This window comes from Desulforamulus putei DSM 12395 (assembly GCF_900129195.1).
Taxonomy (GTDB): domain Bacteria; phylum Bacillota; class Desulfotomaculia; order Desulfotomaculales; family Desulfotomaculaceae; genus Desulfotomaculum; species Desulfotomaculum putei.
Map to the genome: position 1 here is coordinate 63898 of NZ_FQUY01000010.1, position 21814 is coordinate 85711.

At 51.2% G+C, this 21814-nt stretch carries 25 protein-coding genes; 2 read left to right on the forward strand and 23 right to left on the reverse strand.

The features are described 5' to 3' along the window. Window positions 1–3 precede the first annotated feature (3 nt). Both BUB67_RS08305 and aroF (BUB67_RS08310) read right to left on the reverse strand, forming a co-directional pair. Entirely contained in the window at window positions 4–894 is an 891-nt protein-coding gene (locus BUB67_RS08305) for a prephenate dehydrogenase (RefSeq protein WP_073238581.1), read from the reverse strand. A 200-nt stretch (window positions 895–1094) separates the two neighbouring features. Beyond that, window positions 1095–2108 (reverse strand): 3-deoxy-7-phosphoheptulonate synthase, encoded by a 1014-nt coding sequence (gene aroF, locus BUB67_RS08310; protein ID WP_073238584.1) that lies wholly within the window; start codon window positions 2106–2108, stop codon window positions 1095–1097. A gap of 302 nt (window positions 2109–2410) precedes the next feature. Here aroF (BUB67_RS08310) and BUB67_RS08315 point away from each other — a divergent pair, with 302 nt between their 5' ends. Then, window positions 2411–3598 carry a pyridoxal phosphate-dependent aminotransferase gene (locus BUB67_RS08315; protein ID WP_073238587.1) on the forward strand — a complete coding sequence of 396 codons (1188 nt, stop codon included), beginning with the start codon at window positions 2411–2413 and terminating at the stop codon, window positions 3596–3598. A gap of 47 nt (window positions 3599–3645) precedes the next feature. On the opposite strand, the gene aroF (BUB67_RS08320) is transcribed toward BUB67_RS08315, so the two are convergent. The 13 genes from aroF (BUB67_RS08320) to BUB67_RS08380 form a co-directional block, all read right to left on the reverse strand. Next, window positions 3646–4461, reverse strand: coding sequence for a 3-deoxy-7-phosphoheptulonate synthase (gene aroF / locus BUB67_RS08320; protein ID WP_073238590.1), 816 nt, complete (start codon window positions 4459–4461; stop codon window positions 3646–3648). Between the two features lie 521 nt (window positions 4462–4982). Then, entirely contained in the window at window positions 4983–5351 is a 369-nt protein-coding gene (gene aroH, locus BUB67_RS08325; protein ID WP_073238592.1) for a chorismate mutase, read from the reverse strand. Between the two features lie 16 nt (window positions 5352–5367). After that, a complete protein-coding gene (locus BUB67_RS08330; protein ID WP_073238595.1) occupies window positions 5368–5790 on the reverse strand; it encodes a HutP family protein in 423 nt (140 codons plus the stop codon). Between the two features lie 106 nt (window positions 5791–5896). Then, window positions 5897–6364, reverse strand: a complete 468-nt coding sequence (locus BUB67_RS08335; protein ID WP_073238598.1) for a hypothetical protein — start codon at window positions 6362–6364, stop codon at window positions 5897–5899. Window positions 6365–6420: 56 nt separating this feature from the next. Then, window positions 6421–6855: a hypothetical protein gene (locus BUB67_RS08340; RefSeq protein WP_416358842.1), complete on the reverse strand. Its 435-nt coding sequence runs from the start codon at window positions 6853–6855 to the stop codon at window positions 6421–6423. Between the two features lie 90 nt (window positions 6856–6945). Further along, window positions 6946–7185: a hypothetical protein gene (locus BUB67_RS08345; RefSeq protein ID WP_073238604.1), complete on the reverse strand. Its 240-nt coding sequence runs from the start codon at window positions 7183–7185 to the stop codon at window positions 6946–6948. Between the two features lie 78 nt (window positions 7186–7263). Further along, window positions 7264–8091: a pseudouridine synthase gene (locus BUB67_RS08350; RefSeq protein WP_073238608.1), complete on the reverse strand. Its 828-nt coding sequence runs from the start codon at window positions 8089–8091 to the stop codon at window positions 7264–7266. Between the two features lie 80 nt (window positions 8092–8171). Further along, on the reverse strand, window positions 8172–8702 hold the full coding sequence (locus tag BUB67_RS08355; protein ID WP_073238611.1) for a spore maturation protein: 531 nt from the start codon (window positions 8700–8702) through the stop codon (window positions 8172–8174). A 5-nt stretch (window positions 8703–8707) separates the two neighbouring features. Further along, window positions 8708–9298 (reverse strand): nucleoside recognition domain-containing protein, encoded by a 591-nt coding sequence (locus BUB67_RS08360; RefSeq protein ID WP_073238614.1) that lies wholly within the window; start codon window positions 9296–9298, stop codon window positions 8708–8710. Window positions 9299–9349: 51 nt separating this feature from the next. Further along, window positions 9350–11095: an ATP-binding protein gene (locus tag BUB67_RS08365; RefSeq protein ID WP_420795741.1), complete on the reverse strand. Its 1746-nt coding sequence runs from the start codon at window positions 11093–11095 to the stop codon at window positions 9350–9352. A gap of 107 nt (window positions 11096–11202) precedes the next feature. Further along, window positions 11203–11631: a GerW family sporulation protein gene (gene ytfJ / locus BUB67_RS08370; RefSeq protein ID WP_073238620.1), complete on the reverse strand. Its 429-nt coding sequence runs from the start codon at window positions 11629–11631 to the stop codon at window positions 11203–11205. Further along, window positions 11579–12307, reverse strand: coding sequence for a DUF2953 domain-containing protein (locus BUB67_RS08375; protein ID WP_238456992.1), 729 nt, complete (start codon window positions 12305–12307; stop codon window positions 11579–11581). The genes ytfJ and BUB67_RS08375 overlap by 53 nt, the downstream gene beginning before the upstream one ends. Before the next feature lie 145 nt (window positions 12308–12452). After that, window positions 12453–13319 (reverse strand): Gmad2 immunoglobulin-like domain-containing protein, encoded by an 867-nt coding sequence (locus tag BUB67_RS08380; protein ID WP_073238623.1) that lies wholly within the window; start codon window positions 13317–13319, stop codon window positions 12453–12455. Window positions 13320–13464: 145 nt separating this feature from the next. On the opposite strand from BUB67_RS08380, the gene BUB67_RS08385 reads away from it, so the two are divergent. Then, window positions 13465–13677, forward strand: coding sequence for a DUF2614 family zinc ribbon-containing protein (locus BUB67_RS08385; protein WP_073238625.1), 213 nt, complete (start codon window positions 13465–13467; stop codon window positions 13675–13677). 15 nt (window positions 13678–13692) lie between these two features. Here BUB67_RS08385 and scpB read toward each other — a convergent pair whose 3' ends face one another. The 8 genes from scpB to BUB67_RS08425 form a co-directional block, all read right to left on the reverse strand. Continuing rightward, on the reverse strand, window positions 13693–14241 hold the full coding sequence (gene scpB, locus BUB67_RS08390; protein ID WP_073238628.1) for an SMC-Scp complex subunit ScpB: 549 nt from the start codon (window positions 14239–14241) through the stop codon (window positions 13693–13695). A 3-nt stretch (window positions 14242–14244) separates the two neighbouring features. After that, window positions 14245–14997 (reverse strand): segregation and condensation protein A, encoded by a 753-nt coding sequence (locus BUB67_RS08395; protein ID WP_073238631.1) that lies wholly within the window; start codon window positions 14995–14997, stop codon window positions 14245–14247. 31 nt (window positions 14998–15028) lie between these two features. Next, window positions 15029–16027 (reverse strand): tryptophan--tRNA ligase, encoded by a 999-nt coding sequence (gene trpS / locus BUB67_RS08400; protein ID WP_073238634.1) that lies wholly within the window; start codon window positions 16025–16027, stop codon window positions 15029–15031. Window positions 16028–16045: 18 nt separating this feature from the next. Beyond that, window positions 16046–16669, reverse strand: a complete 624-nt coding sequence (locus BUB67_RS08405) for a site-2 protease family protein (RefSeq protein WP_073238637.1) — start codon at window positions 16667–16669, stop codon at window positions 16046–16048. Between the two features lie 15 nt (window positions 16670–16684). Beyond that, entirely contained in the window at window positions 16685–19387 is a 2703-nt protein-coding gene (locus BUB67_RS08410) for a CBS domain-containing protein (RefSeq protein WP_073238640.1), read from the reverse strand. A gap of 125 nt (window positions 19388–19512) precedes the next feature. Continuing rightward, entirely contained in the window at window positions 19513–20853 is a 1341-nt protein-coding gene (gene lysA, locus BUB67_RS08415) for a diaminopimelate decarboxylase (protein WP_073238644.1), read from the reverse strand. A gap of 272 nt (window positions 20854–21125) precedes the next feature. Beyond that, window positions 21126–21293, reverse strand: a complete 168-nt coding sequence (locus BUB67_RS08420; protein ID WP_073238646.1) for a spore protein P — start codon at window positions 21291–21293, stop codon at window positions 21126–21128. Window positions 21294–21378: 85 nt separating this feature from the next. Then, window positions 21379–21681, reverse strand: a complete 303-nt coding sequence (locus BUB67_RS08425) for a hypothetical protein (RefSeq protein ID WP_073238648.1) — start codon at window positions 21679–21681, stop codon at window positions 21379–21381. Window positions 21682–21814 lie beyond the last annotated feature (133 nt).

Sequence of the window (21814 nt, forward strand, 5' to 3'; positions counted from 1 at the left end):
CCCTCATCTTCTCTGAAGTTTTTCGCACAGGACATGTTTTCTGTTTTCAGGCAGCGCCTCCCTGGTATCCCTGGCCCGTTCCAGCGACTGTACCAGCTCTTCCCGGTTAAAATCACGGATGGATTGCTCCATATGTTCCAACTGCTGCCGGAATTTTTGTACCGCCTCTAAAACCATTTCTCGGTTGGTCAGTAAGATATCCCGCCACATGGCCGGGTTGGATGCGGCAATACGAGTGGTATCCCGGAAACCGCCGCCGGCCAGTTTTAACAGCAGCTCTTCTGTGTGTTCCCCGGCAACCGTGTTCACCAGGGTGGCGGCCAGCAGGTGAGGCAGGTGGCTGATGAGGGCCACCGCCCCGTCGTGCTCCCGGCATCCCAGTTCAACCGGGCGGGCCCCCAGGGCCCGGACCAATAACTTTAACCTAGCCAGTGCTGCAGCATCGGTTGATGGGGTTGGTGTCAAAATATAAGAAGCGCCGTCAAACAGGTCCTCCCGGGCCCCCGCCACCCCGGCCACTTCCCTTCCGGCCATGGGGTGCCCACCCACAAAATGGACTCCTGCCGGCAGCATGGCCTCCGCCCGCTCCACCAGCCTGCCCTTAACACTCCCTACATCTGTAATGACGGTGCCGGGTGTTAAATAAGGCAAGGCCATTTCCAGCACCCCCAGGGTAACCCCGATGGGAGTGGCTAAAATCAGCAGATCCGCTGCCGGCACCGCTTCGGCCAGCACCTCGGCCCGCCGGACGGCTCCCAATTGAACAGCCAGCCTCAGGTTATCCTGGTCGGGATCAACCCCCACAACTTCTTCTGCCAATTTTCTTTTGGTTAAAGCCAGGCCCAGGGAACCGCCGATTAACCCGACGCCGGCAATAACAACCTTTTTAAACAAAGGATAACCTCCTACGTCTTACGGGTTGTGCTTTGGGGTCCAGCCATCAGCCTTCAGCCCTCAGCTTTTTTGGATTTTGCTATATATCAGATAAGCTATAATCGACCTGGCTGTTGACTTTTGGTTTTTGGCTGTTGACTTTTGGCCAATGGCTAATGGCCAATAGCTGATGGCTGACAGCCTGACCCCAAAGGAATGCCCTAAAGCCTTCTCCCTATGGCCTCTGCCACAGCCCGAACATCTTTCATTAAAGACTGGAAATTCTCGGGAGTCAGTGACTGGGGGCCGTCGCACAGGGCTTCGGACGGGTTGGGATGGACTTCGATCAACAAACCGTCAGCCCCCGCTGCCACCGCCGCCACCGCCATGGGCGGCACAAAGCGCCACTTGCCGATGGCATGGCTGGGATCCACAATGACGGGCAGGTGGGATAAATGTTTCACCACCGGCACCGCCGATAAGTCCAGGGTGTTGCGGGTGAAGGTTTCATAGGTACGGATACCCCGTTCACATAAAATTACGTTGTAATTTCCGCCGGCCATAATGTATTCTGCCGCCATCAACCATTCCTCAATGGTGGCCGAGGCTCCCCGTTTTAACAAAACGGGTTTATCCACCTTGGCAACTTCCCTTAACAGAAAGAAGTTCTGCATATTCCTGGTGCCGATTTGCAGGATATCGGCATATTCAGCCACCAGCGGCAGGGTACCGGCGTCCATCACTTCGGTCACAATCTTGAGACCGGTTTTTTCCCTGGCTTCGGCCAGATATTGCAACCCCTTTTCCTCCAAGCCCTGGAAGGAATAAGGGGAAGTGCGGGGTTTAAAGGCCCCTCCCCTGAGCAGCGTCGCGCCGGCGGCCTTTACCATCTCCGCGGACTCTAAAAGTTGTTCCCTGCTTTCTACCGCACAGGGACCGGCCATAACATGAATTTGCTTGCCGCCAATTTCAAGGTCGCCGACTTTAACCACCGTGTCCTGCTCCTTAAAGGCCCTGCTGGCAAGTTTATAGGGTTGGAGTATCGGCACCACATTTTCCACCCCGGGCATGGCTTCCAGGGCCAAGTCGCCCATTCTGGTTTTGTCCCCAATGGCGCCGATAATGGTACGCTCTACCCCCCGGGAAAGATGTATTTGAAACCCGGCCTTCTTAAGCCTTTCCAACACCGCGTTAATTTTATCTTCATCGGCCCGCCGGCTCATTACCACAATCATGAAAATCCTCCTTCCGCCCTTTAAATACTCAGGTCACTACCATACTTAATATAACCAGCACGCAAAATAATAAAAAGACACTCTTCATAAGAGTGTCAGGCAATACCTAAAAAAAACATGACCATCCCTCCTTACCGTCCTACCGTCCTTCGTAATGAGCAACTAAACCGTTCTACAAAGTTTATCTTACCACTTCCCCTAGGCAGCTGGCAATTCCCTTTGGAAAAATTGTATCTTTTTTGTAATTTTATTGCCTTGTAGTGTTACAATAGATGGGAAACCAAGTGAAGGAGTGGTAAAGGATGGTATTGTCCGATAAAGTATCTTCTTTTCTAAGCCGGGCTTCCTGGATACGCAAAATGTTTGAAGAGGGGGACCGCCTGAGGAAAATTCACGGGACTGATAAAGTGTACGATTTTACCCTGGGGAACCCCTCGGTGGAACCGCCGCAAAAATTTCGTGAAGAACTGAAAAGGCTGGCCCTCAACCCGGAGCCGGGCATGCACCGTTACATGAGCAACGCCGGCTACCCGGAAACCCGTTCAGCAGTGGCTGAAGTATTGGCCGAGCAGTCCCAACTGCCCTTTGAGGCCAAGCACGTGGTCATGACCGTGGGGGCCGGCGGCGGTCTGAACGTCGTGCTGAAGGCTCTTTTAAACCCCGGCGATGAAGTGATTGCCCTGTCACCCTATTTTGTGGAGTACGGTTTTTATGTGGATAACCATGGCGGCATACTAAAGGTGGTACCCACCAACGATGCTTTCCTGCCGGATCTGACAGCCATCAGCGCCGCTATCAACGCCAAAACCAGGGCCATTATCATTAACTCTCCCAACAACCCCACCGGCGTGGTCTACCCGGCAGAAGTACTGGCCGACCTCGGTCAGTTGGTAGAAGAAAAGTCCCGGGAAATGGGCAGACCAATTTTTGTTATATCCGATGAGCCCTATGCCAAAATTGTCTATGACGGGGTGCAGGTCCCCTCTGTCTTTAAATACATAACCAACGCAGTTATGGTGACTTCCCATAGTAAAGACCTGGCGTTACCCGGTGAACGGATCGGTTACGTTGCCGTCAGTCCGCGCATCAACGGTGTGGACACCCTTATTGAAGGTCTGGTCTTTTGCAACCGCACCCTGGGGTTTGTCAATGCGCCGGCCTTGATGCAGCGGTTGGTAGCCGGTTTACAGCGGGAATCCGTCGACATTGCGGAATACCGGGAAAAGCGCGACCTGCTCTACAATCACCTGACTTCCCTTGGTTTTGAAATGGTTAAGCCCCAGGGGGCCTTTTATCTGTTTCCCAAATCACCCTTGCCGGATGACATTGAATTTTCCCGCAAAGCCTTAAGACACAACATTCTGGTGGTTCCCGGCGGCGGTTTTGGTACTCCGGGCTACTTCCGGCTGGCTTACTGCATCGACCTGGACATCATCAAGAGATCATTGCCGGCCTGGAGCGCCCTGGCCCAAGAACTTGGCATGAAATAGAAGAAAAAACACCCCGGACGGCTGAAAAAGCCCGCTCCGGGGTGTTTTTACCAATTTCCTCTTACCTGCAGCAATGCCGGCAAGCCACGCATAAATTGTTCCAATTGGTGAGGTCGCAAGGACTGGGCGCCGTCCGAAAGGGCCCTTTCCGGCGCCGGGTGAACTTCTATCATCAAACCGTCCGCCCCCGCCATAACCGCGGCCCGGGCCACCGGCGGCACCAGTTCCCTTCTGCCGGTAGCATGACTGGGGTCAGCCACCACGGGCAGGTGGCTCAGTTGTTTGACTAGGGGGATGGCGCTGATATCCAGGGTGTTGCGGGTAGCGGTCTCAAAGGTACGGATCCCCCTTTCACATAAAACCACCTGACGGTTCCCCTCCGCCACGATATATTCCGCCGCCAACAGCCACTCTTCCAGGGTGGCCGATAGACCTCTTTTTAACAGTACGGGATGTTTCACCCGGCCCACTTCCCGCAGCAGGCCAAAGTTCTGCATATTCCGGCTGCCGATTTGAATCATATCCGCGTACTGCAGCACCAAATCCAGGTCCCGGACATCCAGCACCTCGGTGACCACCGGCAATTCCGCTGCAGCCCCGGCCTCCGCCAGGAATTGCAGTCCCTCTTTGCCCAGACCTTGAAAAGAATAGGGCGAAGTACGAGGCTTAAATACCCCTCCCCGCAGCATTTGAACACCGCATGCCTTTAACTGCAGGGCCAGCTCAATAAGTTCTTCCCTGTTTTCCACTGCGCAGGGTCCCGCAATGACTGAGAAATTTCCCCCGCCGAAGGCAGCAACGCCTACCTGTACAACGGTATCCTCTGCCTGTGTCTCCCTACTGACTAAATTATATAAAGGCAAGGTTAAACCCTCCGTGTATGGTCTCGTACTATACTTTCGCTATCCAAGGGTGCTTTCCTTCTTAATGCTGCAAAAGATAATTCACTAAAAGAATTATGCTGAGGATTGTAACATTTCTGCAGCCATTTTCTTATTATGTTAGCAGGGTACCAACCCCAAAAAATTTATCATCAAGGAGGCGTTACGATGGGCGATTATGGTTATGGTAACTGGAGTTTTATCGTATTCCTGATTCTCATCCTGTTAATCTTCGGCCAAGGTTTCTACGGCGGCTACAGCGTAGAGAAGTAAATCCTTGAGGGGCTGTTCTAAAAGCCCCTGTTTTAAAAAAAAATTAATAAGGGGGTCATATTATGGGTTACGGTTATTGTGGCGGCTATGGCAGCAACTTTTCCTTTATCATCTTCTTAATTCTCATCCTGCTGTTCTTTGGCCATGGCTTCTATGGCTGCAGCGCAGAAAAATAACATTTGGGAACTGTTGAAACAGGCCGGGGGTAGTTACCCCCGGCCTAAAACATTTTATTCTGCAAGGTCCGGTCTAAGATTGGATGCTCCCCGCAGGTACACGTGCTTCATTTCTCTCTGGGACTTGTGGGTGTTTACATGCACCAGCACCCTGATGCACCGGGGCAGGGCCCCCGCCACATCAAGTTCCTGGGCACATAACAGGGGCACATAGTCCCAACCCATGGCCCGGGCTGCCTTGGCGGGAAATTCAGTATTCAAATCAGGCGTTACTGTAAAGAAAGCGCTGCAAATATCCTCTGTTGATAATTGATTCCGTTCAACAATGGTTTTTATGAGCTCCTGGGTTGCTTCAATGATTTCTTGCCTGTCGTTCCGTTCTACCGTAATGGCTCCTCTGATTCCTCTAACAAAACAAACCATCCTGCCAGCCTCCCTGCTAATTGCTTGATACTGCCCGGTGCCCTAAACCTATGGCCACTTCGTCAAGGTGCAAAAGACCTACGCCAAAAAACACCGCCACACTGATATGGTCCGCTTGCCGCGCAATGCCGATTTTGCCTCCCACATTCAAACCCACTGCCTTTGGCATAATCATGGAAAGAGCTTCCCGGGTGGCCCCGGCCACGGCGCCTTCGTCCGCATGGACTTCTTTGATAACCCCTTCTCTTTTGGCAGCCACCACTGCCCGTTCAATAATACGGTTTACGGAAGAAATAAAATCACCACCGTAATCCACCGCGGCTGTGCGGATGCCATCATTGAGAAATTTGGTCTTGTATTCTTTCTCCTGCTCCCTGGTTTCTGTCATGGCCATTTCAATGGCAACCCGGGCTACTTTTCTGCTTCCGTGAAAAACCAAACAAACACCCCCCAAAAAAATAACACCCCGTCAGGAGCGCTATTGGTCTTATTCCCCTGTGGGTTGCCTAGATTATATTACAGCTTATCCTTAAATGCAACGCCCCTTATGACTTCCCGGCCAGTTTCACTTTTCCCAGTGTAAATACCGTTTTCTTACCGGAAAACTCCGCTCCCATGGCGGGTGAAATGACCTGCCTGGTGCTGTCCAGCACCTTAACGGTGACAGGATGGTCATAAAAGGTGGTATCCACCTCGATCCGGTCTCCTTCGGAAACAGGAACGGTCATGTACGGGTGGGTAAAATCCCCCTTTACCTGACCGTTCACCAGAACTTTGGCCCTGGGAAGGGTAGAAAAATTTATTAATTGGAGTATGATGGAATTCTCGGCTCCCTCTACCGGCCTCATAACCATTTGGGCATCGGAACCCACCCGGTTGATCACCCGCCATAAGGGTGACTGTGATAAAAAGGAGTGATAAAACAGTAAAAAAGCAGCGGTTAAAGCAATCAGCGAGAGCAAGCAGGTTTCCGCTGATTTGGCGCTGAACCAACGGTTTTTTCTTATTTTCATGCCACCGCCTCCTACCAATCATTGTATATGCGACGGCATGTTAAATTATTCCATCCCTAGCGGTTGTTATATTTTCTTTCCAGCAGAGAGCGGTACATTCTCATTTCTTCGGCTACTCTAAAGAGCAGTCTTTCCACATCATATTTGGTCAGTGACAGGTTGGGCGGGTCAATGATTTCAATCTTGCGGAAATCATCCCGGGCAATAAACCTTACCACATCCTCCAGTGTTTCCGCACGGAGCTGCAGGGTCACCGGGGCGTAGGCCACCTCGTGGTTGGACACTTCGTCCTGCACTGTGTATACTTCCGCACTCATGTCGATATCTTCAACCAGAATACCCTGAATGGGCACATTCCGAAAAACAGCCACCTGCTGTTCTCTTAAATCCTCGGCAGCTTTATCGCTGGGTTTCCCCCCAAATAAAAAGCGCCCCGGTTTGCCAATACCCTTGAAATCCATGCGAACCCTCACCCTGAGGGGCCGATGCATTAGATCGTCATTTTGTACGTTCAAAGGAAACCCTCCTCGCCAAACTTCCTCTAAAACATTCGATTTGGCGAGGCAAATTCCTGCTAAGGATTACCAACGGATGTCCCGGGAACCGCAAAGGGGGCAGGTATCAAAATATTCTTCCGGCCTTTCATAGGCCTCCTGGGCGTCATCCAGGCTGGCCCCCTGGCATTCCATGGTCATCAGGCAGCCTTCTTCATTAAAATTGCCCAGCAAACCGTAAGGCGGTGCGTTGGCAGTGTCCGCACAGGGAGGAAACTTCGAGCTGGCTAGGCTTTCTTGGTTGCCACAGACGATGCAATAAGGCATGAAAATCCCCCTCTACCAGGCTATAGATAACAGTATTGCCTCAGAGGGGGATGTTTATGACAATTTTTTAGTTCAGGTTCAGTTATGATATGGATTTTTGCCCTTGACCGTTGCGCCGGCAACAGTTTTTCTGAGGCCCGGTTTGGCAGGGGGCCTTACCGCTGCCAGGGCCTTTTCATTCAGCCCTATGCCCGCCAGGCTCATCAGTTCCTTTAATTCTTGCCTGGTTAAAGGGCGGAATTCTCCGGGCTTCAGGTTGCCCAGCTCCAGCGGGCCGATGCGGACCCTGCGCAGCCGGAGCACCCTGTGACCGATATGCTCGCACATGCGCCTGACCTGGCGGTTGCGGCCCTCATGGATGCTGATCTGCAGCAGCGCCCGGCCGTTCTGAATATCGACAATCTTTACTTCGGCGGGAGCGGTGAGACCGTCCTCCAACTGCAGCCCTTTGGCCATGGCCTGAAGTTTTTCCGGCTCCGGCACGCCTTCCACCCGGGCCAGGTAGGTTTTCTTGACTTGATGTTTGGGGTGGGTCAGGGCGTGGGTCAGTTCCCCGTCGTTGGTCATCAGCAGCAGACCTTCGGAATCATAATCCAGACGACCCACGGGATAAACCCTTTGCTCCACTCCCTCCAGCAGGTCGAGCACGGTTTTGCGACCCCGCTCATCACTGAGGGTGGTGACGTAACCCCTTGGTTTATGAAGGAGCAAATAGACCTTTTTTTCCGGCGGCGGGATCGGTTTGCCGTTTACCAGTATTTTATCTTTATAGGCATCCACTTTGGTGCCCAGTTCGGTGACCACTCTGCCGTTCACCATAACCTTGCCGCCGGTAATCAGTTCCTCTGCGTGCCGCCGGGAAGCCACACCGGCCTTGGCCAGCACTTTTTGCAGTCTTTCATCCATGTGTGTTATGAAATCCCTTCCCGTTTATTTTAAACAAAAAATAACCAGTTCAGTAAATAGCTTTCCCGAGCTGGATGGAACTAAAACATCACCTTGCAAATGAAGATGGATGCAATCAGTGTGGTAAAATCCGCCGCCAGGCCGGAAGCTACGGCATAGCGGTATTTGCGAATGCCTACCGACCCGAAATACAGTGTCAGTATATAAAAGGTGGTGTCACTGCTGCCCTGCATGGTGGAAACCAGCCGGCCGATGAAACTGTCCGGCCCGTGGGTCTTAATGATTTCTGTGGCAATGCCTAGGGCCGCCCCCCCCGACAGCGGGCGCATCACCGCATGGGGTAGGATGTCGGCGGGAATTCCAAGGACGCTTAAAACCGGCGCCAACCAGGAGGCCAACAGCTCCATGGCCCCGGAGGCCCGGAAGATGCTCACGGCCACCAGCATGGCGGTTAAAAAAGGAATTGTCTTAATGGCTGTGGCAAAACCGGCCTCCGCCCCTTCCACAAAGGTCTCAAAAACCGGTACTTTTTTAATAAAGGCAACCAACGGGATGACCAGCAGCATGACCGGAATGGCCCAGCGAGAAATTTGGTTAATGACTTCATACACCGCTATCACCACCTGTTCCGGTACAGGCTGCGCAGAATCCTGTCTGCCAGTATGGCTACGGTCATGCCGCAAAGGGTGGCAAAGATGGTGGTGCCAACAATTTCCGCGGGATCCTGGCTGCCGTATAAGACCCTGATCCCGATAATGGTTGTAGGTATAACGGTAATACACCCGGTGTTGAGGGCTAAAAAGGTGCACATGGCCTCGGAAGCAGTATCCGGCCGGCGCTTGTTTAATTTTTGCAACTCCTGCATGGCGATCAGCCCCATGGGGGTGGCAGCGTTGCCCAGCCCCAGAATATTGGCGCTGAGGTTCATGACAATGGCCCCCATGGCAGGGTGGTCCCTTGGCACGCTGGGGAACAAAAAACTTGTAACCGGCCTTACCAAACGGGCCAGTGCCCTTACCAAACCGGCGGCTTCAGCCAGCTTCATAATACCAAGCCAGAAGGTGATGATGGCGATCAGGCTGAGGGAAGTTTTCACTGCCACCTGTGCCCCGTCCAAAGCAGCTTTGGTGACCACTTCAATATGTCCCCGGGCTGCTGCCACCAGAATGCCAAAAACCATCATGCCTAACCAAACGTAGTTTACCAATGTTCTCCCCCCTTGTCCTCCTATCCTGATCTTATGAGGGGGGTTGGCCAATTAGAACTGTTGGTCCACCGGCAGGTAGATGGAGAAACGGGTCCCTTCTCCCAACTTGCTGTCCACTTCAATACGACCCCTGTGGCGGTCCACAATGGTGTAAGAAATGGACAATCCCAGGCCGGTGCCTTTATCCTTGGTGGTAAAGAAAGGGGTTCCCAGTTTGTCCAAATTTTCGGGAGGTATTCCCGGGCCGTCATCTATAACAGACAGGCAAATTTCTTTTTCCTCCTTATGATACCTGGTGGCCAGTATGATCGTACCCTGCATGTCCAAGGCCTGCAGCGCATTTTGACACAAGTTAAGCAGCACTTGTTTAATTTGATCCTTGTCAAGGATAATGGGGGGCAGGTCTCCCTGTAAATCGGTTTTGACTTTAACGCCCTGAAGAAAGGCCTGGGACTCAAAAATGCGGGCAAAACTGATGATGAGTTCATTAAGTGAACATTGCTGCATGGTGGGAGGTTTTGGCCTGGCCAGCTGAAGAAAGTTATTGATGAAACTGTCTGCCTGGTCAATCTCTTGAATCATAATTTCCATATATTCCTTAAAGGTACTGTTTATTGGCCCTATTTTTTCACTCATTAATTGGGCAAAACCCCTTACCGAAGCAAGGGGATTTCGTATTTCATGGGCCATACCGGCGGCCATCTGACCCACCACCGCCAGTTTTTCCTGTTCCCTGATGCGGGCTTCCTGACGGCGTAATTCGGTGACATCGGTATAGATGCCGATGGCGCCGGCCACAGAACCGTTTTCATCCCTCAATAAACTGGTATTTACCAGCAGGAATTTATCATGCTGGTCATTTCGGCACTTGCATTCAATGTTCGTGAAGGGCCTGGCCTCACGAATGGTCCGTAGCAGGAGAGGTTCCGGCCGCCAGCAACGGCCTTGACCAAAGCAGTCAAAGTTTTTCCCGCCGATTTCACTGGCCGGCAGGTTCCAAATTCTCTCCGCAGCTTTATTAAAAAAGGTAACAATTCCCTCTTTATTCAGGATCACAACTCCCTGGGACATGGCATTAAAAATAATGTCCCGTTGCTGCATCAATTGTCTGAGAAATTTTTTTGATTCCTGTAACTGCCTTTCCATTTGAGTCTGCTTGAGAGCTGCTTCCACCGCCTTGGCTGCCGCCACCGTTAAACTGAAGGTATAAGGACTTTCCGACCCGCAGGGAATGCTCACCTCAATGACGGCCATAACAGCGCCGTCATCGTCCAGAATGGGAGCGCCTACGCAGGACCATTTGTGAAAAATTTCTATATAATGCTCCGCCCCAATAACAGCCAAAGGTTTTTTGATGGCTAAAACAGACCCGATTCCATTGTTCCCCACATACTTCTCCGCAAAACAAACACCCGGGTAAAGAGGCAAATCGCAAAAACCACTTGCCGATTCTTTGTCGCAGTAAACCTCCATAACATACCCTTCGTGATCCGCCACGACAATAAAATAATGGTCGCTGTGAGTGCTCACCGTTCTCTTAATGGTCTGCAGGTGAGGCTCCAAAAGACGGATTATTTCACGAACCCTGGCTTTTCTGTACTGAAGTTCTGCTTCGGATAAACATTCAATTTTTAGTTTAAACGGGTTAATCCCATTTTTAAGACACCGCTGCCAGGCATTGTAAGTTTCACAAAAAATCTCTTGTGCATCAATGGGTTCCCCGTTGATAAATTTTTTCCACCTTGCCAATAGTTGGGATTGGTTAAGATGGGGAACGGAAATCAGTCGATCAATCAAAACCATTACCTCCGTTCTATGGGGAGACAATTGTTGTTTCGACATAAAAGAGTATATCCCTTTAAAAAAGCAAAATAAAAAAGTGGGTTGCCCCACTTTTGCATTCTTCAAACGATCGGTTGTGTAGGTCCGGTGGTTCCTGCGTTTTTGCCTCTGTTAAACATGCTTTGTATCTGATTCAGCATCTGTGGCGCCGCATCAATCAGCCGGTCAAACAAGGCATGGCTGTCGTCCACAGGCAGCAGGCGAATTTGACCGTTGCCAACCACCAGGAAACCCATGGGCTGTACCGATACCCCCGCACCACTGCCGCCACCAAAGGGCGCCCCGGATGATTCTCCCTGGTTCTTACCATTGGCTCCCACGGCATATTCGCCACCCCCGGCAGCAAATCCACAGGCGACCCTGGATACAGGTATAATGACACTACCATCAGGGGTTTCTACGGGGTCTCCCACCACGGTATTTACGTCAACCATTTCTTTAATACTTTCCATGGCAGTTTTCATGAGGCCTTCTATGGGATGTTCTGCCAAGAATATTCACCCCCCGTCTGTTTACCTTTTTCTTCAATATTTTTATACCCGTAACCATAATATTGCCAATCCGAATTTTAAATATGCAGTCTATAGAAGTTGAAAAGCCTTCTTTTTTAAAGTTTGGTTCCACTGAAATCTTTGGCTTGATGCCATTGGGAGCAATTTTTCTGTAAAATAAAGAAGTAAGACTGCCCAGCAAGCCCCAGGCCAGTCCGGCCAACATCCCTGTGGCCGCGGCGTCCGGCGTGCCAATACTGACACGCCAGTGAAAACGTTCTATGACCAGATGGCGTAATAAATAATCGATATCCTCCTTGATGGCCTGCATCCAGGGCAGCCACTCTCGTAATTTTTCGATGACCTGGTTGATGCTCTCGACTGTATATTGATTCTCCCGGCTCATGATTTCCCGGGAGTCATCTCCGCCGGTCTCCAGTTCTGTGCGCGTAGTTAAAGAAAACCCGGAAAGTTTTTGACGGAGGATCAGCACAGGGACTTCGATTTTGTGGTGAAATAAACCCCAGAGAAAAAATTCCAGGCTGACGGTATCATCCTCTTGAATACGAAAGTATTTTAAGTGAACTTTAATGTGAGAAAAGAAGACCAAAGCCGGTAACAGCACTAAACCCGCAAGCACAATGATTGTTAACAGACTTTGGTCAACTCCTTCCACATAATTACTCCCTTTCTATGGGGCCCGGCTATCAGCTGGTCAGCCTTCAGCTGTCAGCTTTTGTCAGGATTTGGCTGTTTGGCCTTTGGCTATTGGTCAATGACTAATAGCCAATGGCCTGACCCCCAAAGACCTACCCTCAAGCTCAAGGCGCCCCGATGGGTTCCGGTTCCCCGGTGACGCCGGGTAGCAGGATCACCGGGACAGATACCGTGTCCTTCTCCACACCGTCGTCGCCGGTAACAAAGGCTTCCACAGTCCCCCTTTCTCGGCCGGAGGGTGAACTGAAGCTCATGGTGGTAGCAAATCTGCTGCCGTTTATTTGTACCGGCTTTTCGGCCAGGGTTAATCCAGCGGCATTTTTAACACGAATTCTTATGGCCCCTGTCACCCCGCTGGCAGTTCCTGATACCTGCAGGGGACTTCTAACCTGTTCCCCGGGTTTGGGAGAATCCAGTTTTAAGCCCTTTTCTGCGGCACCGGTGTTCTCCCCAGGGGCGGCGGGCGGTGCGGGAGGTGCCGCCGGTGTACGGGCCTGGGGAGCTTCCCGTTCCATTTCAAACCCCAGGGCCTTAACGGGCCTGTCAATGGTGAAAGCTGCCACAACCGGTTTCTCCGGATCTGGTTTTTGGCCCGTGGGCAGGTTGGGGACAGACGGCAGATACTTCAATTTAACATTGATCCAGTCAAAATCATTGGCCGGCACCCGGCGTTCAATCTCAGTAATTTGTATGCCCCTGCCCAGCGGCAGGTTTTTCTGGCTGACAATGACATAATTTCTGCCATTCACCGAAGTCCAGGCAGCAAAATGCTTATCCTTCAGCGTTCTGGCCAGGACCTGCACAATCTCAGGGGCCTTGTCGTAATCGATGGTTTCAAAGGTGATCCGGGAAACATCCGGTACTACAATGGTCCTGGGTTCGGGTTGCGGCTCGGGTTTTTTCGCCGGAGCACAACCCAGTGGAATCATGACAATTAAGCTAAGACAGAACAACCATAGAATTTTACGCATCGTTACTCCTCCAAAAGATTTTTGTTAAATCAAAAATTTTGATTTGATAATATTTTTAGCAATTTTTGGAGAAATATGCGTATTGGGGTATGCAATCCCTGTATTTATGATATGATTTTGGATAAAAGGGCAGGAGGTGTCACCGGTGGTATCGGCAATCGGTTTGGTCATCCTCATACTCGGTCTTCTGGGAGCCGCTCTTATGCTTGTACTGGCCATAAAATCCACTCAGGCGTATTATGTTAAGTGTCAAAGGTGCGGCCACACCACAAAAATACCCCGGCAGGCCGGTGAATACGCCTGCCAGGGCTGTGGCACCCCCCTGGCCAAAGTAACAAAAAATAAGGCTTCCGGGTAAATCACCCGCAACGCCTTACGGTTCCTCGTCCTCTATGTTTTCTACTAGAAAGTCTTCCAAAGGAGGAAGGTCTGATAAATCCTTTAAACCAAAGTATTTTAAGAAATCCAAGGTGGTTCCGTAGAGAACCGGCCGGCCGGGTCCTTCCCGTCGGCCTTTTTCCTCGATCAGGTTGCGTTCCAGCAATGTACTGATGGGCGAATCCACCTTTACTCCCCGGATGAGTTCTATCTCCGTTTTGGTAATGGGCTGCCGGTAGGCGATAATGGCCAGGGTTTCCACCGCCGCTCTGGACAAACCGGTACCGCTTTTCCTGTAAAGCCTTTCGATATAAGGAGCATATTCAGGCCTCGTACACATTTGCCAGGTATCCGCTGCTTCAACTAACTTGAGTCCGCCGGGCCTTCTTTCATAATCCCCGGCCAATTCCCGCAGCAGTTCCAGTGCGTCTGCCGCATCTACTTCTGTGATGCGAGCCATGGTTTGTACCGAAAGGGGTTCACTGGCCACAAAAAGCAATGCTTCTAAAGCTGCTTTGGTCTGATCTCTAAATAATACAGCCAATCCTCAAGCCTCCTCAGTTAAATCCTGAGTTCGACGCAAGATGGTTATCTCACCAAAGGTCTCATTTTGCAGGGCCTTGATTTGGCCGCATTTTAACAGTTCTAAAATAGCCAGAAAAGTCACAATGATTTCCGAACGGCCGGCTTTTTCACCGAAAAGCCTGGAAAAGAGTATCCCCTGAGGGTACAAGAGAAGCTTGGCCATCAACTGGCGCATTTTCTCGGGAACCTGGATCTCCTCTCGGGTGATTTCCTCAGGAACAGTAAGACCGGCTGCCGCCCTCTGGAGGACCTGCTGCAAACATTGCAGCAGGTCCTCCATGGTCACCCCGCCCAGGGGATGCCGCGGCTTAAACAAATGTTGATACAGCTCAATGGAATTTTTTCTTGTATATACTTTTCCCGCTTGCCTTTCCCGGTCCTTCAGATAAGATGCCACTTCCTTAAACTTGCGGTATTCCAAAAGCCTCTGCACCAATTCCTCCCTGGGGTCCGGTCCCTCTCCCGCCGCTTCCTGTCTCCCGGACGAGCGGGGCAGCAGCATCCTGGCCTTAATGGACACCAGTGTTGCCGCCATCACTAAAAATTCACTGGCCACATCCATATCTAACTCCTGCATCTGTCCGAGATAAGACAGGTACTGGGAAGTAATTTGGGCAATGGGAATGTCGTAAATATTGATTTGGTCTTTATCGATCAAGTGCAGCAGCAGGTCCAGGGGACCCTCGAAGGTGGAAAGCTTCACTTTGTAAGACAATCAACAATCACCCGCATTTTTAGCTTGCCCCTTAAGCCTGACCCCCAAAGATGGCTTCCCTGACTTCTTCCATGGTCTTACCGGCCACCACCCGGGCCCTTTCCTCGCCGTCCCTTAAAACTTCTTCAATATACCCCGGCTTGCTCAAGATTTCTTGCCGGCGCTCACGCACCCCTGCCGAATGCTGCTCCAGGGAACCGGCCAGCTGTTTCTTACAGGCCACACAGCCGATGCGGCCGCCCCTGCAAGCCTCTTCGATGCTCTCCAAAAGGTCCGGGTTATAGATGCGGTGAAATTTATGCACCACACAAACCTCCGGGTTCCCCGGGTCGGTCTTGCGAATCCGGGCCGGGTCGGTAATCATCAGGTTGACGTTTTTCTTAATCTCCTCCGGGTCAGCACCGATGGAAATATAGTTATGGTAGCTCTTGCTCATTTTAGCCCCGTCGATGCCGGGTAAAACAGCCACTTCTTTTTTCACGATGCCCTGGGGTTCCGGAAAGACCGGCTTAAACAAGTGATTAAAGCGTCGGGCCACCTCCCGGGTTAATTCAATATGGGGCAGCTGATCTTCTCCCACCGGAACGGCATTGGCCTTGTAAAGCAGAATATCCGCTGCCTGCAGCAAAGGATACCCCAGGAAGCCGTAGGTGTTGATGTCTTTTCCTATTTCTCCCAATTTTTGGATTTGATCTTTATAGGTGGGAACCCGTTCCAGCCAGGACAGGGGAGTTACCATAGAAAACATCAAATGCAGTTCGGCATGTTGCAAAATTCTGGACTGGCGGAAAATGGCGCTTTTATTTGGGTCCAGGCCTGTAGCCAGCCAGTCGGCCACCATCTCCAACGTATTTTGGCCAATCTCCTTCGATTCTTCCCAGCCGGTGGTCAGAGCATGCCAGTCGGCCACCATGAAAAAGCAATTATATTCATCCTGTAAACCAACCCAGTTATCGAGAACACTCTGGTGGCCCAGATGCAGCCGGCCGGTGGGCCTCATCCCGCTCAAAATTGTCCCTTTAACAACCATATTGATATCTCCTTTAACTTATAGTGGTAACCCGGCAATGAAATTTGCCAGAACAGCCAAATATTTAATCACCGGGCTTGCAAAAAAAATCAAAATCGGCGTTAAAAAACCAAAGAATATCAAAAGAAACAGAATGGCAAAACCGTACCTTTCCAGTTCATACAACCACGCTTGGCGCCCCGGTAAGATCCCTGCCAAAATTTTTGAACCGTCCAGGGGGGGCAGCGGCAGCAAGTTAAAAACTGCCAACCAGACGTTTAATATCATAAAATTTTCAAAGATATATGCTAAAACAGGAGATTGATAAAAAATCCCTAACAGCACGGCCCCAATGGCTGCCAGCAGAAAATTGGCGCCGGGCCCCGCCAGGGAGACCAGCATCATGCCCCGCTTCCGGTTTGCAAAATGGAAGGGGTTGACAGGAACAGGCTTCGCCCAACCGATGGGGCCAAAGAAAATCAACAGCGTCCCCAGCGGATCAAGATGTTTGATGGGGTTAAGTGTGAGTCTGCCCTCATACTTGGCAGTAGGATCCCCCAACTTGTAGGCAACCAACCCGTGGGCATACTCATGCAGCGGCAAAGCAAAAAAGATTAACAACAGTTTATAAATAACCTCTTCCATGGATGGCACACCAAACATTTGCCTTCGCCCCCTTTACTTTTGGGCCTGCTTGCTTTGCTTTGGGCGGTTGGCCTGGGAGGAACTTGCCTTCGGTTGTTTGGGCTGTATTTTGGGTGCGTTATGGTGTTCTAAATAGGAACGGACATATGCCAGTTCTTCTTCCCGGGACTGCACCAAACCGTCCAGCCTGGCCCGCCACACCGCATCCAGGGCCTTGCGGTACATCGGGCCGGGTTGATAACCCATTTCTCGTATATCTTTCCCATTTACAGTGGGTTTATTTTTATGCACCGATTCCATCACCATTCGGAAACGGCGGATGGCCGTTTTGTCTTCCAACAATGTCAAGAATAACGGATAGGCTTCCCTGGGCAGGGTCTGCACAATTTTAGTCAATTCCGAGAGGGGGACTTCCTCGGTGGCAGACAGCCTCTTCAAGGCCACCCGGCCATAGGCGATGGTATCTAAAACCTTGTCGGTCTGCCGGCGTCCCAAATTATACCGCCGGCAAATTTGATAGGCCGTTTCCTGGGTGGTCAGGTGTAATATGCCCAGGAAATAGGGCAACCACTTTTCAGCAGGTTCAGTCCAGCCCCAGTTGCGCAGAATCATGAGGGCCTGGGGGATTTCACTGATCACATACTGGACTTCCCAGAAGGTGATTTCCGGGAAAAGATAATCCCATACCCCCAGCTCCGACATACGGTCCAGCATATGCTCCGGATCCGCTTCTTCCAGGATACTTTTCAGTTCTCCCCACATTCGCTCTGTGCTGAGGCGGGCAAGGATCTTTTCCCTCACTGCCTCCTTAATCAACCGGAGGGTTTGCGGCTCAATGGCCATGTCGTACCTTTGTTCAAAACGTATGGCCCTTAAGATACGGGTGGGATCCTCAATGAAGCTCAGGTTGTGCAAAACCCGGATGGCGCCGATTTGCAGGTCTTCCCTGCCGTTAAAGTAATCTACCAGTTCCCCGAACCGGTCGGGGTTTAAGGCCACTGCCATGGCATTGATGGTAAAGTCCCGGCGATAAAGGTCGTGTTTGAGGGAGGACTGCTCCACCTGGGGCAGGGCGGCAGGATATTCATAATACTCAACCCTGGCGGTCACCACATCCACCCAGTAACCGTCCGGGAAAATAATTTCCGCGGTACCGAATTTCTCATGGGGGCGCACCCGCCCGCCGATTTCTTTCGCCAGTTCGCCGGCCATCTCAATGCCGTTGCCTTCCACCACCAGGTCTACATCCAGGTTCTCTACCTTGAGCAGCACATCCCGCACCAGCCCGCCTACGGCGTAAACCTGGTAGCCCATTTTTTCGGCCACTTCCCCGGCCCTGGTAAGGATATTCATAATGCGGCCGGGCAATACCCGCTGTAAATCCGGTTTAATATTGGTGGTTTTGGTGGCCGCTTTATGGGTGTAGGTGGTGGAATAACGCCCTTTAAATCCTTCATGGAGGGTCCGCAGCACATCGGTGCGGGAAACAATGCCGATGACCCTGTCTCCCTCCACCACCGGCAGCCTACCGATGTCCTTTTCAATCATTAAGTCCTGAACATCGTTGATATTCATATCTTTGTGCACCGTGATCACATTGGCGGTCATATAACCCTTCACCGGAGCATGACCCAGGCCGTGATGGGTTGCTTTTTCCACATCCCGCCGGGAAATGACGCCCACCAGTTTGCCGTCCTTGATCACCGGTAAACCGGTATGCCCGTACCGCAGCATAATTTTGCCTGCTTCCTCAATGGTTGTCTCAGGGAAGACCATCTTGACGGGACTGGACATAATATCTTTCACGGTCAGAGGAGGCCGGATCATTTTACGAATCAGCTCCAGCAGGCGGTCCGCCACTTCATCAACGGTCTGGCCCTTAATGGTGGCAGAAGCGGCTGCCGGGTGCCCCCCGCCGCCGAATTGCTCCATGATCTCCTTACAGTTGACTTCTTTAAGGGCGCAGCGTCCCACCAGGTGAACCCGGTCCTCCATCTCCACCACCGCAAAAACAGCATCCGTTCGCTCAATCTCAGACAGTTTATGGGTTAGGAGGGCCAGTCCACCCACAAATTCATCCACATTGCCGCGGGCAATCAAGACTTTCGTGCCGTTGATTTGATGGTGTTCCGCGGTCACCAGAAGCTTTTTTAACAGCGCCTTTTGATCCTGGGTCAGCGGGCGGCCTAAAAAATCTGCCACCACAGCCAGGTTGGCGCCCTGTTCCAGCAAAAAGGCTGCCGCCCGGATATCCCTGGGTGTCGTATTGGTAAAAACCAGGCAGCCGGTATCTTCATAGATTCCCAGCATCATAATGGTTGCTTCCAGGGGCGTAATCTCCAGCCCCCTGGCTCTAATCCGCTCAATCAGAAGGGTTGTGGCGGCTCCCACGGGCTCCACAACCTCCACTTTCCCGCAAACATCCCCTTCCGCCCGGGGATGATGGTCGTAGATGTGCACCTCCACCTGGGGCCGGCCAAACAATTCCTTCAGTTTGGAAACCCGCCCCGGGCTTTTGGTGTCCACCATGATGAGACGTTTCACTTTGTCAATATTGATGTCCTTAATGTTGCGAACATTTTTGAGGGTGTCCTTATGCAGGGCAAGAAATTCTTCGACGTTGCGGGATAATTTGCCGGGAAAAATCAGTTCCGCTCCAGGATAAAGTTTCTGGGCTGCCACCATGGAGGCCAGGCCGTCCAGGTCTGTGTTGACGTGAGTGGTGATAATCTCCAACCAGTACACCCCCTGAAGAAAATGTTACTTTATGTAAATACATTCCATTATACACTAAATTTCTCCAGGATTAAAGGTCTGTAACCAAGAGATAACAGAAAAGCACCCTTGCGGGTGCCTGTTCCTTATCGAGAAGACGCCAGTTTAACCACGGTGCTGCGCAAACGTTCGGGTATAATATCGTTGCGAATGAGATCTGCATAGTCCTCGCGCCGGACGATTAAATCGGCCCTGCCGTTATTCACCAGTACCATGGCAGGACGGGGCAATCTGTTGTAATTCATGGACATGGAGTAGTTATAGGCCCCTGTGCTGGATACGGCCAGAATATCTCCGGGTTGTAATGGCGGCAGTTCAATATCCCAAATTAACATATCTCCGGATTCGCAGCACTTGCCGGCGATGGAGACCTTTTCGGCCGGTTGTTCATTCATCCGGTTGGCCACGCAGGCTTCATATTTGGACTGGTAAAGGGCCGGGCGGGGGTTATCCCCCATGCCGCCGTCCACGGCAACATATTTTCTGATACCTGGAATGTCTTTGATGGCTCCGACGGTATAAAGGGTAATGCCGGCGGGACCGGCAATAGACCTGCCCGGCTCTACGATGACCTTTGGCACAGGCAAATCAAATTCAGCTGCTATGGCCCTTATGGCACCCATCATGACATCCGCGTACTCCTTAACCGGGCGGGGCTGGTCACCCTGGTAATAGTAAATGCCCAATCCCCCGCCCATATTTAATTCTTCCGCCGTATATCCGGTCTCTTGGTAAACATGGTTCACAAAGGTCATCATGACCTCCGCCGCATGGGCATAGGACTGCAACTCGAAGATCTGGGAACCAATGTGACAGTGGAAACCCTTTAGTTGAACATTGGGCAGTTCCAGGGCACGTTTAACCCCGGTCATGGCCATGCCGTTTTCAATGGCCAGGCCAAACTTGGAATCAATTTGGCCGGTTTTGATGTACTCGTGGGTATGGGCTTCCACACCGGGACTCAGGCGAAGCATGATCTTTGCCTTTACTCCCAGTTCCCCGGCAACGGCATTGAGCATTTCCAGTTCGTACCGGTTATCCACCACGATACGGCCAACCTTATATTCCAGGGCCATACGCAGTTCCTCCGGCGACTTGTTGTTGCCGTGGAAATAAACGCGCTCCATGGGGAAGCGGGCTCTGGCCGCCGTATACAATTCGCCGCCGGATACCACATCCAGGCCCAGTCCTTCCTGCTCAACAATGGTACAAACGGCCAGATTGGTTAAGGTTTTGCTGGCATAAATGACTTCCGCACCGTATGCTTCGGTAAAGGCCCGGTAATAGGCGCGGCAGTTCTGCCTGAACATGGCTTCGTCCATTACATAAAGGGGGGTGCCAAACTCCCTGGCCAGATCCACAGTGTCACAACCGCCGATTTCCAGGTGGTTCTTATCATTAACACGCATAGTTCCCTGTAGTCTCATGTGCTTCTCCTCCCAAACTATACTACGCCAATGGTGGTTAAAATTGTCACTGCATGACTATGCCACATTGTGGTAAAAAGCCTAATAATATTGAACGGCCACAAGGGTTACTTGGGCCGCCATACATAAAATACGTGTGAGATGAGGTCTTTCGGCATTGTGTAAATTATAGCATGGGCAAAAAAACAGGGTCAAGTTTCTATGCTTTATAATGCTGTATACTTGCTGGAATCCAAAAATTCCCTGCCGCCTCACAGGCGGGCAGGGAACTTTTAACAGGACTTTTCAGTTTCCTCAATGTTTTGCTGGCTTTTTCTATGATTACGCTTTTTAGCGGCCTTGGTACCCGGAGCAATCTCGCCCGGCTTCCCGTATTTTGCCCAGATCTCTTTTAGTTCTTCGGGAGTCAATATATAATCGTAAACCCTGTTTTCGGTCATATGAAGAACACCCCTCCCACAAAAGACATATTAACTAACCAGACAATTTATTATATACAATAAATGATTTTGCTTCAACTGGTAATTATTGGATGTCTTCCCTTAAGTCTGCTGCCGGAGGGTGTCTACTTGCTTTAGATGCAGGGTTCAAGCCGCAGCTACCGCTGTTTAAATAAAGTATCCACCGTTTTGCCTGGTGGACCCTTTTTTCCAAGTCCTGTACCATGGGTAACAACTGCTGGTTGGTATAAATCCCCTGGGGTTGGTGTCGAAAAACATCCCGCAGGATCTTTTCAATTTGTTCCGGGCTATAACCTAAAGCCTGCATAGATAGCATGGCCCTTTCAATTCTCCATAACAATTCCCTTCGGTCCGCTACCATTGCCATGACCTACCCTTCTCTGTTGAAGGCAAACAGAACCACTTCAATGATTATATTATACATGTTTTTCGCTGGTAATTAAACAGTTTTATTAAAGTAGAGACAAATTTGGTTCTATTCAGGCCATGGCAGGGAGGGC

Bases quoted from the DNA above. Each gene is read 5' to 3' on its own strand.
- BUB67_RS08340 (WP_416358842.1), bottom strand. From the start codon at position 6,855: ATGCATCGGCCCCTCAGGGTGAGGGTTCGCATGGATTTCAAGGGTATT.
- aroH (WP_073238592.1), bottom strand. From the start codon at position 5,351: ATGGTTTGTTTTGTTAGAGGAATCAGAGGAGCCATTACGGTAGAACGG.
- aroF (WP_073238584.1), bottom strand. From the start codon at position 2,108: ATGATTGTGGTAATGAGCCGGCGGGCCGATGAAGATAAAATTAACGCG.
- BUB67_RS08405 (WP_073238637.1), bottom strand. From the start codon at position 16,669: ATGTTTGGTGTGCCATCCATGGAAGAGGTTATTTATAAACTGTTGTTA.
- BUB67_RS08335 (WP_073238598.1), bottom strand. From the start codon at position 6,364: ATGAAAATAAGAAAAAACCGTTGGTTCAGCGCCAAATCAGCGGAAACC.
- BUB67_RS08380 (WP_073238623.1), bottom strand. From the start codon at position 13,319: ATGCGTAAAATTCTATGGTTGTTCTGTCTTAGCTTAATTGTCATGATT.
- BUB67_RS08345 (WP_073238604.1), bottom strand. From the start codon at position 7,185: ATGCCTTATTGCATCGTCTGTGGCAACCAAGAAAGCCTAGCCAGCTCG.
- trpS (WP_073238634.1), bottom strand. From the start codon at position 16,027: ATGGTTGTTAAAGGGACAATTTTGAGCGGGATGAGGCCCACCGGCCGG.
- BUB67_RS08425 (WP_073238648.1), bottom strand. From the start codon at position 21,681: ATGGCAATGGTAGCGGACCGAAGGGAATTGTTATGGAGAATTGAAAGG.
- BUB67_RS08420 (WP_073238646.1), bottom strand. From the start codon at position 21,293: ATGACCGAAAACAGGGTTTACGATTATATATTGACTCCCGAAGAACTA.
- BUB67_RS08315 (WP_073238587.1), top strand. From the start codon at position 2,411: ATGGTATTGTCCGATAAAGTATCTTCTTTTCTAAGCCGGGCTTCCTGG.
- lysA (WP_073238644.1), bottom strand. From the start codon at position 20,853: ATGAGACTACAGGGAACTATGCGTGTTAATGATAAGAACCACCTGGAA.
- BUB67_RS08350 (WP_073238608.1), bottom strand. From the start codon at position 8,091: ATGGATGAAAGACTGCAAAAAGTGCTGGCCAAGGCCGGTGTGGCTTCC.